The 13,408-nt window shown below is 68.1% G+C and carries 12 protein-coding genes and 1 pseudogene; 5 read left to right on the top strand and 8 right to left on the bottom strand.

Going from position 1 to position 13,408, the window contains the following annotated elements:
- A complete protein-coding gene (locus tag E0H73_RS19000; RefSeq protein ID WP_131357811.1) occupies nucleotides 1-1,056 on the top strand; it encodes a Gfo/Idh/MocA family protein in 1,056 nt (351 codons plus the stop codon).
- 12 nt (nucleotides 1,057-1,068) lie between these two features.
- Here the strand turns inward: E0H73_RS19000 and E0H73_RS18995 are convergent, their stop codons facing one another.
- The gene (locus E0H73_RS18995) at nucleotides 1,069-1,800 is read right to left on the bottom strand and encodes a TetR/AcrR family transcriptional regulator (RefSeq protein ID WP_131357808.1); all 732 of its coding nucleotides are present in this window, start codon (nucleotides 1,798-1,800) and stop codon (nucleotides 1,069-1,071) included.
- A 134-nt stretch (nucleotides 1,801-1,934) separates the two neighbouring features.
- On the opposite strand from E0H73_RS18995, the gene E0H73_RS18990 reads away from it, so the two are divergent.
- Nucleotides 1,935-3,434, top strand: a complete 1,500-nt coding sequence (locus tag E0H73_RS18990) for an MFS transporter (RefSeq protein WP_131357805.1) — start codon at nucleotides 1,935-1,937, stop codon at nucleotides 3,432-3,434.
- Between the two features lie 25 nt (nucleotides 3,435-3,459).
- Here E0H73_RS18990 and E0H73_RS18985 read toward each other — a convergent pair whose 3' ends face one another.
- Nucleotides 3,460-4,278, bottom strand: a complete 819-nt coding sequence (locus E0H73_RS18985; protein WP_202867444.1) for a phosphotransferase — start codon at nucleotides 4,276-4,278, stop codon at nucleotides 3,460-3,462.
- A gap of 115 nt (nucleotides 4,279-4,393) precedes the next feature.
- Here E0H73_RS18985 and ppk2 point away from each other — a divergent pair.
- A pseudogene (ppk2, locus tag E0H73_RS18980) lies at nucleotides 4,394-5,125 on the top strand (polyphosphate kinase 2); the annotation flags it as partial.
- Between the two features lie 126 nt (nucleotides 5,126-5,251).
- Here ppk2 and E0H73_RS18975 read toward each other — a convergent pair.
- The 4 genes from E0H73_RS18975 to E0H73_RS18960 all read right to left on the bottom strand — a co-directional run bounded on the left by E0H73_RS18975 (nucleotide 5,252) and on the right by E0H73_RS18960 (nucleotide 8,647).
- Nucleotides 5,252-6,745: a sensor histidine kinase gene (locus E0H73_RS18975; protein WP_131357800.1), complete on the bottom strand. Its 1,494-nt coding sequence runs from the start codon at nucleotides 6,743-6,745 to the stop codon at nucleotides 5,252-5,254.
- The gene (locus E0H73_RS18970) at nucleotides 6,745-7,446 is read right to left on the bottom strand and encodes a response regulator transcription factor (RefSeq protein WP_131357797.1); all 702 of its coding nucleotides are present in this window, start codon (nucleotides 7,444-7,446) and stop codon (nucleotides 6,745-6,747) included. The genes E0H73_RS18975 and E0H73_RS18970 overlap by 1 nt, the downstream gene beginning before the upstream one ends.
- Nucleotides 7,447-7,515: 69 nt before the next feature.
- Complete coding sequence (locus E0H73_RS18965; protein ID WP_131357794.1) at nucleotides 7,516-8,049, bottom strand: hypothetical protein; 534 nt, start codon at nucleotides 8,047-8,049, stop codon at nucleotides 7,516-7,518.
- Nucleotides 8,050-8,161: 112 nt separating this feature from the next.
- On the bottom strand, nucleotides 8,162-8,647 hold the full coding sequence (locus E0H73_RS18960; RefSeq protein WP_131357791.1) for a DUF456 domain-containing protein: 486 nt from the start codon (nucleotides 8,645-8,647) through the stop codon (nucleotides 8,162-8,164).
- 42 nt (nucleotides 8,648-8,689) lie between these two features.
- On the opposite strand from E0H73_RS18960, the gene E0H73_RS18955 reads away from it, so the two are divergent.
- Nucleotides 8,690-10,681 (top strand): amylo-alpha-1,6-glucosidase, encoded by a 1,992-nt coding sequence (locus E0H73_RS18955; RefSeq protein WP_131357788.1) that lies wholly within the window; start codon nucleotides 8,690-8,692, stop codon nucleotides 10,679-10,681.
- On the opposite strand, the gene E0H73_RS18950 is transcribed toward E0H73_RS18955, so the two are convergent.
- Nucleotides 10,682-11,305, bottom strand: a complete 624-nt coding sequence (locus E0H73_RS18950; RefSeq protein ID WP_131357785.1) for a LysE family translocator — start codon at nucleotides 11,303-11,305, stop codon at nucleotides 10,682-10,684.
- An 88-nt stretch (nucleotides 11,306-11,393) separates the two neighbouring features.
- On the opposite strand from E0H73_RS18950, the gene E0H73_RS18945 reads away from it, so the two are divergent.
- A complete protein-coding gene (locus E0H73_RS18945) occupies nucleotides 11,394-12,869 on the top strand; it encodes an aminotransferase-like domain-containing protein (protein ID WP_202867443.1) in 1,476 nt (491 codons plus the stop codon).
- A 179-nt stretch (nucleotides 12,870-13,048) separates the two neighbouring features.
- Here the strand turns inward: E0H73_RS18945 and E0H73_RS18940 are convergent, their stop codons facing one another.
- Nucleotides 13,049-13,291 carry a DUF7455 domain-containing protein gene (locus tag E0H73_RS18940; RefSeq protein WP_238163208.1) on the bottom strand — a complete coding sequence of 81 codons (243 nt, stop codon included), beginning with the start codon at nucleotides 13,289-13,291 and terminating at the stop codon, nucleotides 13,049-13,051.
- Nucleotides 13,292-13,408 lie beyond the last annotated feature (117 nt).

Below are 13,408 nucleotides of genomic sequence, written 5' to 3'. Positions count from 1 at the left end.
ATGACGACTCGCATTGCTGTGATCGGGGTGGGTTCCATCGCCACCCAGCACCTGATCTCGTACCAGAAGAATCCGCAGGCCGAGCTGGTCGCCGTGTGCGACATCGACCGGACCCGCGCCAAGGCGCAGGCGGACAAGTTCGGCGTGCCGAAGGCGACCGATGTCGTCGACGAGATCCTGTCCGATCCCGACATCGATGCGGTGAGCATCTGCGTGCCGAACTTCCTGCACGCCAAGTTCGCCGAGGCCGCGCTGCGGGCGGGCAAGGACGTGCTGGTCGAGAAGCCGATGTCCGTCAACGTCGCCGAGGCCGAGGCGCTGGTCCAGGCGACCAAGGAGACCGGGCAGGCGCTGCAGATCGGCTACGTGCGCCGTTTCGCCCCGAACGCCCTGGTCACCAAGCGGTTCCTGGATGAGGGCGAGTTCGGCGACATCTACGCCGCGCGGGCGACGATCATTCGGGCCGCCGGCAACCCCGGTGGCTGGTTCGGTGACGTGGCGGTCTCGGGCGGTGGTCCGCTGATCGACCTGGGTGTCCACATCATTGACCTGTGCTGGTACCTGATGGGGATGCCCGCCCCGGTGTCGGTGTCGGGCGCGACCTTCTCGCCGCTCGGTGCCCGCGACAACATCAAGCACCTGACCCGGTACCGGGCCGCGTCGGAGACCCGGGTGAACAACGTCGAGGACTACGCGACCGCGCAGGTCCGATTCGAGAACGGGGCGGTTCTCGACGTCGACACGTCGTACTCGCTGCACGCGCGGAACTCGACGAGTGTGAAGATCCACGGCGACAAGGGCGGTGCGGAGATCGAGCCCGAGCTGCTGATGATCACCGAGCGGCACGACACGCTGGTGCACATCCAGCCGCAGATCGACTCGCTCGGGTTCGACTTCACGGTCGGATTCGCCAACCAGATCGACCACTTCCTGCAGATCTGCCGCCGGGAGATCCCGGCCGACGCCACGGCGGAGCAAGGTCTCGAGATGGCTCGCATCCTGACCGCCATCTACGAGTCCGCCCGGAACGGGTCCGAGGTGGCCATCGCCCGCTGAGCAGGCCCGGCTTCAGCTACGGCCCAACCGTGCCTCGAGACCGTCGAGGATGCGGTCGAGGCCGTAGCTGAAGCCGTCTTCGGCGCCGGCTTGGAGGTCGGCGCCGCCATACGCTGCGTACAGGGCGCGCATCCGCGAGTACGGCTCGGCCGCTTGCACGGCCGCCGGCCACACTGCCGCCTGCCATTCGGCCATCTCCTTGCCACTGCGGTGCAGTTTGCTGATGGTCGCCGCCTCGACCGAGGCGATCCCGATGACATAGCCGAGCACGGTCTTGGAGGCCTGGTCCGCCTCGAGCAGTTCGAATCCGGCAGTCAGGTAGATGCCGAGCATCTCGTCCGAGACGCGCATCAGGTTCGGACCGAGGTAGTTCATCCCGACATCGGCCAGCGTCGGCGCGACCCACGGGTGGCGCACGATCATCGACCGCAGGCTGCGCGCGGAGGCTTCGGCCGCGTCGCGCCACTGCGATGCGTCGGCCACGTCGGGGACCTCGATCTCGCCGTGCACCTCGTCGACGACAAGCTCGAGCAGCTCCTCCTTGTTCGCGACGTGCCAGTAGACCGCGGTGGCGACCGCGCCGAGGGCGGCGCCGAGCTTGCGCATGGTGAGCGCCTCCAGGCCGTCGGCGTCCAGGAGCTTGATCGCCTCCGCGACGATCTGGTCCTGGGTGAGCGCGGGCTGCTCGCGCCGCCGGCCGCGCTTCGGCCGGTTCCAGACGGACGTGTATTCCTCGGTCGCCATCCTCATCCTCCTCGTCGGCCTCCACTGTAGCCGAGTACCTGAACGATGTGCAGGAGTTGACCGGTGTGCAATTTGCATTGCACACTGTTCAGGCGAACTGCACGCCGTTCAATTAAGACCCGAGGAGGTGCGTGATGACCGCTCGTCATCCGCGTCGGTGGCTGATTCTGATCGTGCTCTGCCTGAGCACACTCGTCCTGGTGCTGGACAACGGTGTGCTCAACGTGGCCATCCCGGTGCTGACCGAGGACCTGGGGGCGACCGCCCAGGAGATCCAGTGTATCGTGGCCAGCTACATCCTGGTCTTCGCCGGCCTGCTGCTCACCGCCGGCAGCCTGTCCGACCGGTACGGCCGGAAGAAGGTGATGATCACCGGCCTCGCGATCTTCGGGGCTGCATCCCTGGTCGCGACGTACGCCGGAAGTCCGGAGATGCTGATCACCGGTCGCGTCCTGATGGGGATCGGCGGCGCGATCGTGATGCCGAGCACGCTGTCGGTGCTGATCACGGTCTTCTCCGATGACGAACGCCGTAAGGCGATGTCGATCTGGAGCTCGGTCCTGATGGTCGGTCTGATCGGTGGACCGGTGCTGGGCGGTGCACTGATCGCCAAGTTCTGGTGGGGTTCGGTCTTCCTGATCAACGTGCCTGTCGTCGTACTGGCGATTGCGGCCGCGGTGGTCCTGATGCCGGAGTCGAAGAGCCCGTGGCGCAAGCCCGACCCGCTCGGAGCGCTGCTGTCCATGGTGGGTCTGGTCTTGCTGGTCTGGGTGATCATCGAACTGCCCGAGCATGGCGTGTCCTGGCCGATGCTCGCGATCGCCCTCGTCAGCCTCACCGCCTTCGTCGCCTGGGAGCTGCGTACGCCGGTCCCGATGGTCCCGCTCGAGCTGTTCCGGAGCCGCAACTTCAGTGGCGGCAGCCTGTCGCTGGTGCTGCTTCAGGTTGCCAACGGTGGGTTGATTCTGGCGCTGACGCAGTACATGCAGTTCGTGCTCGGGTTCTCGCCGACCAAGGCCGGCCTGGCGATGATCCCGATGGCGGTCGGCGTGATCGTCGTCAACGGGGTCGGTGCCACGCTCGGCCAGAAGATCGGCAACCGGCCGATGACGGTGGTCGGACTGATCGGATTGGCTGTCGGGTTCTGGGTCATGTCGACGCTGTCCGCCGATGACGGCTTCGGGATGGTGACCGTCGCGCTGTTGGTGTTCGGCGTCGGTGCCGGATTGGCGCAGCCGGCTGCGACCGCCGCGCTGATGGGTGCCGTGCCGCACGAGCACGCTGGTGTCGGCTCAGCGCTGAACGACACCGTGCAGCAGGCGGGTGCGGCTCTCGGGATCGCGATCCTGGGCAGTGCACTGGCCCACAACTTCACCGCGAAGATGCCCGAGTCCGCGCCGGCCCAGGCGCGTGGCTCGATCGGTGAGGCACTGGCCGTTGCCGCGAGCACAGGTGACAACGCCCTGGCCCGAGTCGCCAAGACGACGTTCGCCCACGCGATGTCCGGGACCTTCGTCGTCAGCGCGATCGCCGTTCTCGGGTCCGCGGTGCTCGCCTTCGTCCTGCTCCGTGACAAGAAGTCGACCGACCCCGAGGGCGACGTCGTCGACGAAGCGCAGGTAGTCATCCACTGACGATGAGAGCCGCCGCCGTCCTGCGCTAGCTGAGCAGGGCGGCGGTGATCGCTGCGGCGTTCTTGTCGTGCCAGACCTGCCGGGCCTTGATCTTGTCGCCGAGGCCTTCGCTCCACATCCGCTGCCAGCCGCCGCCGAGGGTCTCCGCGCGGTACTTCATCGTGTGAAAGCCCCGCTCGGTGAGCGCTGACGAGAGGTCCATCAGGCGATGACGGTCGGGCAGCGACAGCCCGTACGCGTCGGCGATCAGCCGGCACCGGCGAGGGCGGTCGAGTCCACGCTGCGCGGGATCGAGGTCGGCGTCGTCGCCGAACGGCGCCCACCAGAGCATCAGGTTGACCAGTTCGCGCGCCTTGCTCGTCGGCCTGGCGAAGTCGAAGTCGATCAGTGCGTACGCACGGCCGTCGCGGAACACGACGTTGTCCGGAGTGATGTCCTGATGCCCGACGAGCTCCAGCGGATCGTCCAGTTCGGGCAGACCGGGCGGCTCGATCGGCGGCGGCAGGTCGGTGGGGATCCCGAATCCCTCGACCGCGTCGTGGTACGCGCGGACCAGTCGAGCGACCGAGGTCATCCGCTCCTCGTCCGCCATCCAGGCGGGCTGCGGTCGCCCGGCAACCTCGCCGTCGATGTAGCTGAGCACCTCGCGGCCGGCGGAGTCGACCCCGAGGAAGCGCGGGGCACCGTCGAACCCGACTGACTCCAGGTGCCGCAGCAGGTCCCGGACCATTTCGGTCCGCTCACCGGGCGGACGCCGTACGGTGTCGCCGACGCGGACGAGTCCCTCGGTCACGTCACCGCCGGTCAGTGGGATCTCTTCGCCGTCTTCGGTCCACGTTTGCACAAGGCCCCCAGTTCGTAGTCGCCGACACGTTACCCGATCCTCGGTCTGGCCTTCACCGGAGTTTCGCTGCGGCCGTTCACCTCGATGTCACCGACGCAGTTGAGTCTTGGGGCCCATGAGCACCCCTGACTTGGTCAACGAACTCGGCTTCCGTGTCCTCGACGAGGAGGACGACGACCCGGTGCTGTTGCGCGCGGACGGTACGCCGGTCGACACCTGGCGCGAGGGTTATCCGTACGGCGAACGGCTCGCGCGGGAGGTCTACGACCGGGACAAGCGGCTGCTGCAGATCGAGTTGCTCAAGCTGCAGTACTGGGTGAAGCGCTCGCAGCAGCGGCTGGTGATCGTGTTCGAGGGACGCGACGCGGCCGGCAAGGGCGGCACGATCAAGCGGTTCATGGAGCACCTGAACCCGCGCGGTGCGCGGATCGTGGCGCTGGAGAAGCCGACCGAGCGCGAGCAGACCCAGTGGTACTTCCAGCGGTACGCCGAGCATCTGCCGTCGGCCGGCGAGATGGTGCTGTTCGACCGGTCCTGGTACAACCGCGCCTGCGTCGAGCGGGTGATGGGGTTCTGCGCGCAGGACGAGTACGAGGAGTTCATGCGGCAGGCGCCGGAGTTCGAGCGGATGCTGGTCCGCTCGGGCATCCTGCTGGTGAAGCTGTGGTTCTCGGTGTCGCAGGCCGAGCAGCAGACCCGGTTCACGATCCGCCAGATCGACCCGGTCCGGCAGTGGAAGCTGTCGCCGACCGACCTTGCGTCGCTGGACAAGTGGGGCGCCTACACCGAGGCGAAGGAAGCGATGTTCCACTACACCCACACCGACCACGCGCCGTGGACCGTGGTTTCCCAGTGCTGCAACCCGTCTGATGGGCTGACCCACGAGACGGTGGGTTGACCGGGCGTGTGCGGTTCGCCAACCCACACTCGACTGGGTCAGCCCATCAGACGGGGAGGGGCGGCGACGCGGGGGCTAGGGGTTCAGCGGGAGGAGGACGGTGAAGGTGGCGCCGTGTGGCTTGGCGTCGGTGACCGTGACTCGGCCACGGTGAGCGGCGACGAGGGCGGCGACGATGGACAGGCCGAGGCCGGAGCCGCCGGTCGAGCGGGTCCGCGCCGAGTCGGCGCGGTAGAAGCGTTCGAAGACGCGCGCCTTCTGGTCGTCGCTCAGCCCGGGACCTGAGTCGCTCACCTCGAGCACGGCCTCGCCGTCTCGCGTTCCGACCGAGACCAGGATCGGTGCGTCCGTCGGCGTGTGGTGGAGTGCGTTGCTGATCAGATTGCCGAGCACCTGACGCAGCCGCGTCTCGTCGCCTTCGACCACAGGCGCTTCCGAGTCCGGCAGGATCTTCAGCGAGATGTTCCGCTCGGGCTGCACCGCCTGTGCGTTGTGCAGCGCGTCGGCGGCGATCGGCAGCAGGTCGACCGGCTCCATCCGCAACGGTCGCTGTTGGTCGAGGCGAGCGAGCAGCAACAGGTCGTCGACGAGCAGACCCATCCGCTTCGCCTCGTCCTCGATCCGGCGCATCGTGTCGGCGTCACCAGTGTCTCCGCGCTGGCGGGTCAGTTCGGCAAAGCCTCGGATGGACGTCAGCGGCGTACGCAACTCGTGGGACGCGTCCGCGACGAACCGCCGCATCCGCTCCTCCGACTGCCGCGCCGCCTCCTCCGAACGCCGGGCCACGTCCTCGGACCGGCGTGCGGCGAACTCCGACGCGGTGCGTTGTGCGAAGGCGGTCTCGATCTGCCCGAGCATCTGGTTCAGCGCGAGCGACAACCGCCCGACCTCGGTCCGTGGATCCCGTTGCGGCACTCGCCGGCTCAGGTCGCCGCCGGCGATCGCGACCGCGGTGTTCTCGACGTCCTCCAGTCCACGCAGACTTCGCCGTACGACGAAGGTCCCGACGCCGGCCAGCAGGACGAGCAGGATGACGCCGGCCGCGGCTTGGACGCCGACCAGCCGCTGCAGGGTGCGGCTCATGTCGTGCAGGCTCTGGGCGACCATGACCGAACCGCTGCCATCGGACAGCGGTACGGCGAGCACGCGCCAGGACGCACCGCCCGACACCGCGTCGACGTTGAACGGATGCCCGTCGAGCGCACGGACCTGGTTGAGGTTGAGCGTGGGCAGGTCCGGCAGCGGCGCCTCTCCCTCGACCAGCTGGGCGCGGAACGGTCCACCACTGGCCTGGCCCTCGGAGTCGTTGAACTGAACCACGAACACACTCGGCAGCGGTCGGCGCCGACCGTCGCCAGGGCCCATCGGCCGGTCCAACGGGTTGCGTTGCAGCGGCATCGAGGCCTGCTGCAGTTGCTCGTCGACGCGGTCGACCAGGTACCCACGCATGATCGTGGTCGCCAGTACGCCGGAGGCGACAAGCGCCAGCGCCACCAACGTCAGCAGGACGACGACGATGGTGACGCGAAGCGGGTACCGGTCGGTGAAGCGCCGGTGGTTCAGCTGCATCAGTTGGGGCCTCGTGGGGTGCGCAGGACATAGCCGACCCCGCGGACGGTGTGGAGCAGCTTCTGGTCGCCGGTGTCGACCTTACGGCGCAGGTACGACATGTACGACTCGACCACGCCCGCGTCGCCGGCGAAGTCGTAGTTCCAGACCGCCGACAGGATCTGGCCCTTCGACATCACCCGCTCGGAGTTCTCCAGCAGGCAGCGCAGCAGCTTGAACTCGGTCAGCGACAGCTGCACCGCCTCGCCGGCCTTGAAGACCTCGTAGCTGTCCTCGTTCAGCTCGAGATCCGCATACTTCAGTACGGCGGCATCCGGCGTGGACTGCTCGCGGTGGCCGGACCGGCGCAGCAGCGCCCGGACCCGGGCGACGAGCTCGTCCAGGCTGAACGGCTTGGTTACGTAGTCGTCGCCACCGGTGTGGAGGCCGAGCACCTTGTCCTCGACCGCGTCGCGCGCGGTGAGGAACAGCACCGGTACGTGCCGATCCTCACCGCGCAGGCGGCGGACCACCTCGAAGCCGTCCAGTCCGGGCATCATCACGTCGAGCACGACCAGGTCGGGCTCGACCTCGCGCGCCTTGCGCAGCGCCTCGGCGCCATGGGTCGCCGTGGTCACGTCGTACCCGGCGAAACGCAGGCTCGCGGACAGCAGTTCGACGATGTTCGGCTCGTCGTCGACCACCAGCAGATGCGGACTCATGTCCCCAGTCTGCCGCCGGCACCCGTGGGAACCCTGGAAGGTTCCTGGCAATCAGCTGTGAGTCGCTCGTCAGCGGGGCCCGCGCTTGAACCCCCACTTGTCGCCGGCCGCCTGCCGGACGGTGCCGTCGTTGACCGAGCTCGCGGTCGCCTTGCCGTCCGCGACCACTGCGGTCACCTGGACGGTGTTGCCCACCTTTACGTCGTCGATCCCGTCCCTGGCGGCGTTCACGAGGGTGTCCTCGGTGAGCGTGTAGGTCCGGCTGTAGCCGTCCTCGCTCTTCACCGTGATCGAGTCCTTGCTGACCGCGGTCACCTCGCCACGCTGGGTTGCCACGGTCTGGTAGCCGCCCCCGTCCTTCGGCACCACGAACTCGCCGTGCAGCGCGCCGCCCATTCCGAACTCGCCGCGGTGGCCGAGGCCCTTGCCCGGATCAGGCTGGTTCGACGGAGCCGAGGGGGAGGCCGACGGCGAGGGAGACGGCGTCGGGTCGGCGTTTGTCGCTGCCCAGGCGACACCACCCGCGGTCGTGGTCGCCGCGACGGCGGCGACCGTGCCGGCGATCCGCCAGCGCTTGTCCGAGAGCTTCTGCAACGTCGCCATACCTGACTGCCTTCCGTACTGCGTGCCGGCCCGAATCTCCGGCACTGGTACTCCCGAAGCTGCCAGACGGAACTGAGACGAGGCTCCGGCGGACCTTGGAAAACCCTGGCAATCAGACCAGGAACAGCACTGCGAAGAGCCAGACGGCGGCGGCGAGCGACGTACCGATGAACTCGATCAGGATCGACACGCCGGTCGCGCGGAGCGCGTGCTTGGTCGACGTCCAGGCGTCCGCGTGCGTCTTCAGCCGCTGCCACTCGGACAGATAGACGCCGAGGGGGAAGCCGACGAACATGCCGACCACGGGGATCACGAAGAAGCCGACGATGCCGAGCAGGACTCCGACGACCATCGACCGCCTGGGTACGCCGGACTCGCGCAGTTGCCTCTCCGGTATGACGTACTTGACCACCTGGCTGGCCCCGATCAGGACGACCGCGGCGGAGAGCACGATCCAGGCCGTCGGGCCCTTCTCCACCAGCGCCCAGACCAGGATCGCCGCCAGGCTGAGGATGGCGCCCGGCAGCACCGGGATGACGATCCCCAGAATGCCGACGAAGATCACCACGCCGATCAAGAACGTGCCAAGAGTGTCCACGGGGGCAACTGTGCCGCAAAACCGGGCCCTTAGGGTGGAGCCATGTCCCAGCTGCACGAACTGGTCACCGCGCTCGCTGCTCCGTGGGTGGTCCTCTCGCCGCGTTCCGGTCAGTTGACCGGGAGCAACGGTGTGGAGGGCCTCTATGCCCAGGACCGGAGGATCCTGTCCCGGTCGATCGTCACGATCAACGGCCGCGAGCCGCTCCCGGTGCACGCCGATGAACGAGGTGCGGGATCCCACGAGTACGTCGCCCAGGTCGAGGGCGTCGGCGACACCCGGCACGACCCGACCGTGATGCTGTACCGGACCCGCGACGTGGACCGCCACGGCATGACCGAGCGGATCACGCTGGTGAACCGGTCCCGTACGGCGATCGAGTGCCGGCTTGAGGTTGCCCTGGGCACCGATCTGGCCCCGATGGCCGCGGTCCGCAACGGTACGGCGGACGAGCTGCCGGACCTGACGCCCTCGGATGACGGAGAGACCGTTCTCCACTGGGAGAGTGCGGGCACCCGAGTGAGCGCGAGCCTCGACCCCGGTGTGAGTGCGACGCCGCGGCTCGAACCGGGGGAGGAGTTCACCCTCACGGTCCGCGTGACGGCCGAGTTCCCGCCGTCGGCCACCGGGTTCAGCATCGACCCGCCGCCGGCGACACCGGAGTACGAGCTCGGCGTGAACTGCGATGACAAGAGGGTCGAGCGCTGGGTGGAGCGGTCGCTCGAGGATGTGCGGGCGCTGCAGCTCGCAGCCGGCCAGGACCGCTATCTCGGCGCCGGACCGCCGTGGTTCCTGACGCTCTTCGGCCGCGACTCGCTCATCGCCTCCGGCATGCTGATCCCGGTCGATCCCGAACTCGCCGCCGGCACGCTGCGTGCGCTCGCAGCCAAGCAGGGCACGAAGGTCGACCCGGACACGGCCGAGCAGCCCGGCAAGATCCCGCACGAGCTCAGGGTCGAGGATGCCGACCACGGCGGCGGTCTGGTCCTGCCGCCCGTGTACTACGGAACACACGATGCGACGCAACTGTGGATCACGACGCTGCACAAGGCGTGGCGCTGGGGCATGCCCGCGGACGAGGTGCGTGACCTGCTGCCGAACCTCGTCCGCGCCCTGACCTGGATCAAGGAGTACGCCGACCCGGACGGCGACGGCTTCCTCGAGTACATCGACGAGTCGGGACACGGACTGGCCAACCAGGGCTGGAAGGACTCCGGTGACGCGGTCCAGTGGCCGGACGGCACCCTGGCCACCGCACCCATCGCGCTGTGCGAGGTGCAGGGCTATGCCTACGCGGCAGCCGTGCAGGGCGCCGAGTTGCTGGAGGCGCATGGTGAGTCCGGCGACGAGTGGCGCCTGTGGGCTACCGCGATGCAGGAGCGGTTCCGCAGCGCGTTCTGGGTCGACGGCTATCCGGCCATCGCACTCGACGGCGCCAAGAACGCCGTGGCTGGGCGCGCATCGAACATGGGTCACCTGCTCGGGACGGGACTGCTGGACGCCGACGAGGAGCAGACTGTCGCCGATGTCCTGGCCGGTGAGGATCTGGACAGTGGGTTCGGTCTGCGAACGTTGTCCACGGCAATGACCCGGTTCAATCCGCTCGGCTACCACACCGGCAGCGTCTGGCCGCACGACACCGCGATGACGGTCCAGGGCTTGTACGCGACCGGTCACGCGGCGCTGGCTTCGTCGTACGTGGATGGTCTGATCCGTGCTGCGGAGGCGTTTGGCTACCGGCTGCCGGAGCTGTTCGGCGGGCGGGGGAGGACGGCGGAGCGGACGCCGACGCCGTACCCGGCGTCCTGTCGGCCACAGGCTTGGGCGGCTGCCTCGGCGATCGCCGTGGTGGTAGCTGCACTTGGGATCGAGCCGGACGTTCCGGGTGGCCGGCTGGTCGTGAACCCGGCCGAGGATCTGCCGTGGGAGCGCCTCGAGGTCAGTGGTCTGCGGCTCGGCGGCGAGATCCTGTCGGTACGGCTGGAGGCTGGGAAGCTGACAGTGCTGGAAGCCCCGAAGGATCTCCAGTACTGATCAGATAGTGAGTACGGCGGCTGTCGCGAGGGCGAGGTACACCGCGGCGACGAGCCGGTTGCGCGATGCGCTTGCCGTCCGCGCTGAGCGGACCCGGCGGCCGATGGCGTCGGCACCGACGGCGTAGCAGAGGTCGAGGGACAGACCGATCAGCATCGCGCCGGCGCCGAGCAACAGCATCTCGGTGCGGAGCTGGTCTGGTCCGGCGTCGCGGGTGGTGAACTGCGGGAGGAAGGCAAGGAAGAACAGGGCAGCCTTCGGGTTGAGCAGATTCACCACGATGCCGTCGCGGAAGATCCGGCCGAGCGGTGCAGGCGGCACACCGCCGTGCGGCTCGGCCGTCGGCGCCTTCAGCATCTTCACGCCGAGGAAGGCGAGATAGACCGCACCGGTCAGGGTGATCGCGGTGAACAGTGTCGGCGACGCCTTCACGAGCGTCGCCAGGCCGAGGGCCGCGACCACGATGTAGACCAGCGTGCCGGTCTCGATCGCGAGTGCGGACACCACACCGGCCCGGCGACCCTGGGTCAGGCTGCGGAGCGAGATGTAGAGGTTGTTCGGCCCTGGCATCCCGACCAGCACCACCGTCGCGCCGGCGAATCCCAGCAATTGCCCGATCCCCATGATCCCTGCCTCCCACTCGAACTGGACTGCCTTCTCCGTCTAGCCTGGCGGCGCGGGAACCAGTCCACCCGAGCCAATAGGGGGAGAAGTGGACCGTTCTGGAGACCCGGCCGTCCTCGCCGACCTGATCGGCAGCCGGCTGACCGGTCAGGCAGGTGGGCTGTATCGCCGGCTGGCCGACGCCATCGCGGCGTTGATCGGCTCGACCGAGCTCCCGGTCGGCGCGCGCCTCCCGGCCGAACGCCGGCTCGCCGAGGCGCTTGCGATCAGTCGGTCAACGGTCGTCGCGGCGTACGACGAACTGCGCGCCCGCGGACTCGTGGAGAGCCGCCGGGGGAGCGGTACGACGGTCGCCCGGGCGGCGGGACGTGGTCGTTCACGAGCGGACAAGCGGATGCCGGCCGGGTACGGCGAGTCGCTGTTCCACCGGATCGCAGTCGGTCCGGGCGAGGTCATCTCCCTCACGTACGCCGTCGACCCGGGACTGCCGGAACTGTCCGACGAGCTGATCGACCTGGCGAGCTCGGATCTGCCTGCATTGCTCGACGACGTCGGGTACCACCCGCGGGGTCTGGCGGTGTTGCGTGAGCGGATCGCTGATCACTTTTCTGAGTCCGGGCTGCCGACGTCGCCTGATGAGATCGTGGTCACGACTGGTGCGCATCAGGCGATCGCGCTGGTCACGCAGATGTACCTGCGGTCCGGCGCGGCGGTCGTCATCGAGCAGCCCAGTTGGCCAGGGTGTTTTGATCTGTTCGGTGCGGCTGGTGGGCGGGTGGTCGGCGTACCGTTGGACGATGCTGGGATCCGGCCGGATCTGCTGACAGCGGCGTTCGCCGAGCATCAGCCGGCCATGTTGTTCGTGATGCCGACGTTCCACAATCCGACCGGTCGGCTGATGTCGGCGAACCGGCGTCGGCAGGTTGCCGAGATCGCCGCGAAGCATGGCGTGGTGGTCGTGGAGGACAACGCGTACTCGGCATGGGATCCGTCCGGGCCTTCCATTCCGCCGCCGCTGGCTGCGTATGCGCCGGAGGGGTCTGAGGTGCTGACGATCGGGTCGGTATCGAAGGCGGTGTGGGGCGGGTTGCGGATCGGGTGGATCCGCGCGTCGCGACCGCTGGCCGAGCGGTTGGCGCGGCACAAGGCGCTGGCGGATCTGGGGAGTCCTGTGATCGATCAGGCACTCACGGCGCGGTTGCTGCCGCGGCTGGCGGAGCTGACCGCGGCGCGGGCGCGGGTCTCGACGGTGCGGAAGAAGCTGATGGGTCAGTTGCTGATCGAGCGTTTGCCCGAATGGGAGTGGTCCGAACCCGAAGGTGGGTCGGCGTTGTGGATCCGGCTGCCGGAGACGGACGCGCGGGTCTACGCGCAGGTGGCGTTGCGGCATGGCGTCGAGGTGGTCGCCGGGCGTGCGATGGATCCGACCGGAGAGCATGACGATTACCTACGGGTGCCGTTCGCTTACGCAGAGCCAGTGCTTGACGATGCAGTGTCTCGGCTGGCCGCCGCTTGGCAAGAACTCCGCCGGCACGGCCCAGGCCCCGGCATACCTGTCGTCTGAAGAATCTGTCTGGAGACAGAAGGATGGCGGTCACCCCTCCGGGTGGACCGCCATCAACCAACCCCACATCTCTCTTCTTCTCTCCCCGCACAGAAGGATGGCGGTCACCCCTCCGGGTGGACCGCCATCGAGTCCTGCAGGTCTTTGGCGCCGCCGTTGGCGCTTTTATGAGGCCGAGATCACCGCTCGTCTTCAGTGGCGATGGCCGGGGTGGTGTCGAGCCGACCGGTCTCGTCGTGGATGGTGATCGCGATGTTGCGCAGCTTCTCCGCGTGCTCCCGGCTGTGGTGGGCGCAGAAGAGCAGCTCCCCACCGCTGGTCAGGGTGACACGGACGTAGGCCTGCGCACCGCAGCGGTCACAACGATCCGCGGCCGACAGCGCCGAACTCGGGGCGAGTGCTGTAGTCACTTGAGGCCTCATCTCATCTAGTTCCGTACTCACCAGATAGCAACATCCTGACAGACGGATCGCTTCCCAGTAGGGGCAGCGTGTCCGAATGTGAGACGAACCACCTGTTCCCTTATGACGCATCTTGAC

This window comes from Kribbella pittospori (assembly GCF_004331465.1).
GTDB lineage: Bacteria > Actinomycetota > Actinomycetes > Propionibacteriales > Kribbellaceae > Kribbella > Kribbella pittospori.
Note: the sequence above shows the minus strand (reverse complement) of the source record. Positions and strands in the feature narration are given on the sequence as shown.

Excerpts from the sequence above, each read along its gene's own strand:
- E0H73_RS19000 (WP_131357811.1), top strand. The coding sequence starts at position 1 with ATGACGACTCGCATTGCTGTGATCGGGGTGGGTTCCATCGCCACCCAG.
- E0H73_RS18995 (WP_131357808.1), bottom strand. The coding sequence starts at position 1,800 with ATGGCGACCGAGGAATACACGTCCGTCTGGAACCGGCCGAAGCGCGGC.
- E0H73_RS18990 (WP_131357805.1), top strand. The coding sequence starts at position 1,935 with ATGACCGCTCGTCATCCGCGTCGGTGGCTGATTCTGATCGTGCTCTGC.
- E0H73_RS18975 (WP_131357800.1), bottom strand. The coding sequence starts at position 6,745 with ATGCAGCTGAACCACCGGCGCTTCACCGACCGGTACCCGCTTCGCGTC.
- E0H73_RS18970 (WP_131357797.1), bottom strand. The coding sequence starts at position 7,446 with ATGAGTCCGCATCTGCTGGTGGTCGACGACGAGCCGAACATCGTCGAA.
- E0H73_RS18965 (WP_131357794.1), bottom strand. The coding sequence starts at position 8,049 with ATGGCGACGTTGCAGAAGCTCTCGGACAAGCGCTGGCGGATCGCCGGC.
- E0H73_RS18955 (WP_131357788.1), top strand. The coding sequence starts at position 8,690 with ATGTCCCAGCTGCACGAACTGGTCACCGCGCTCGCTGCTCCGTGGGTG.
- E0H73_RS18950 (WP_131357785.1), bottom strand. The coding sequence starts at position 11,305 with ATGGGGATCGGGCAATTGCTGGGATTCGCCGGCGCGACGGTGGTGCTG.
- E0H73_RS18940 (WP_238163208.1), bottom strand. The coding sequence starts at position 13,291 with ATGAGGCCTCAAGTGACTACAGCACTCGCCCCGAGTTCGGCGCTGTCG.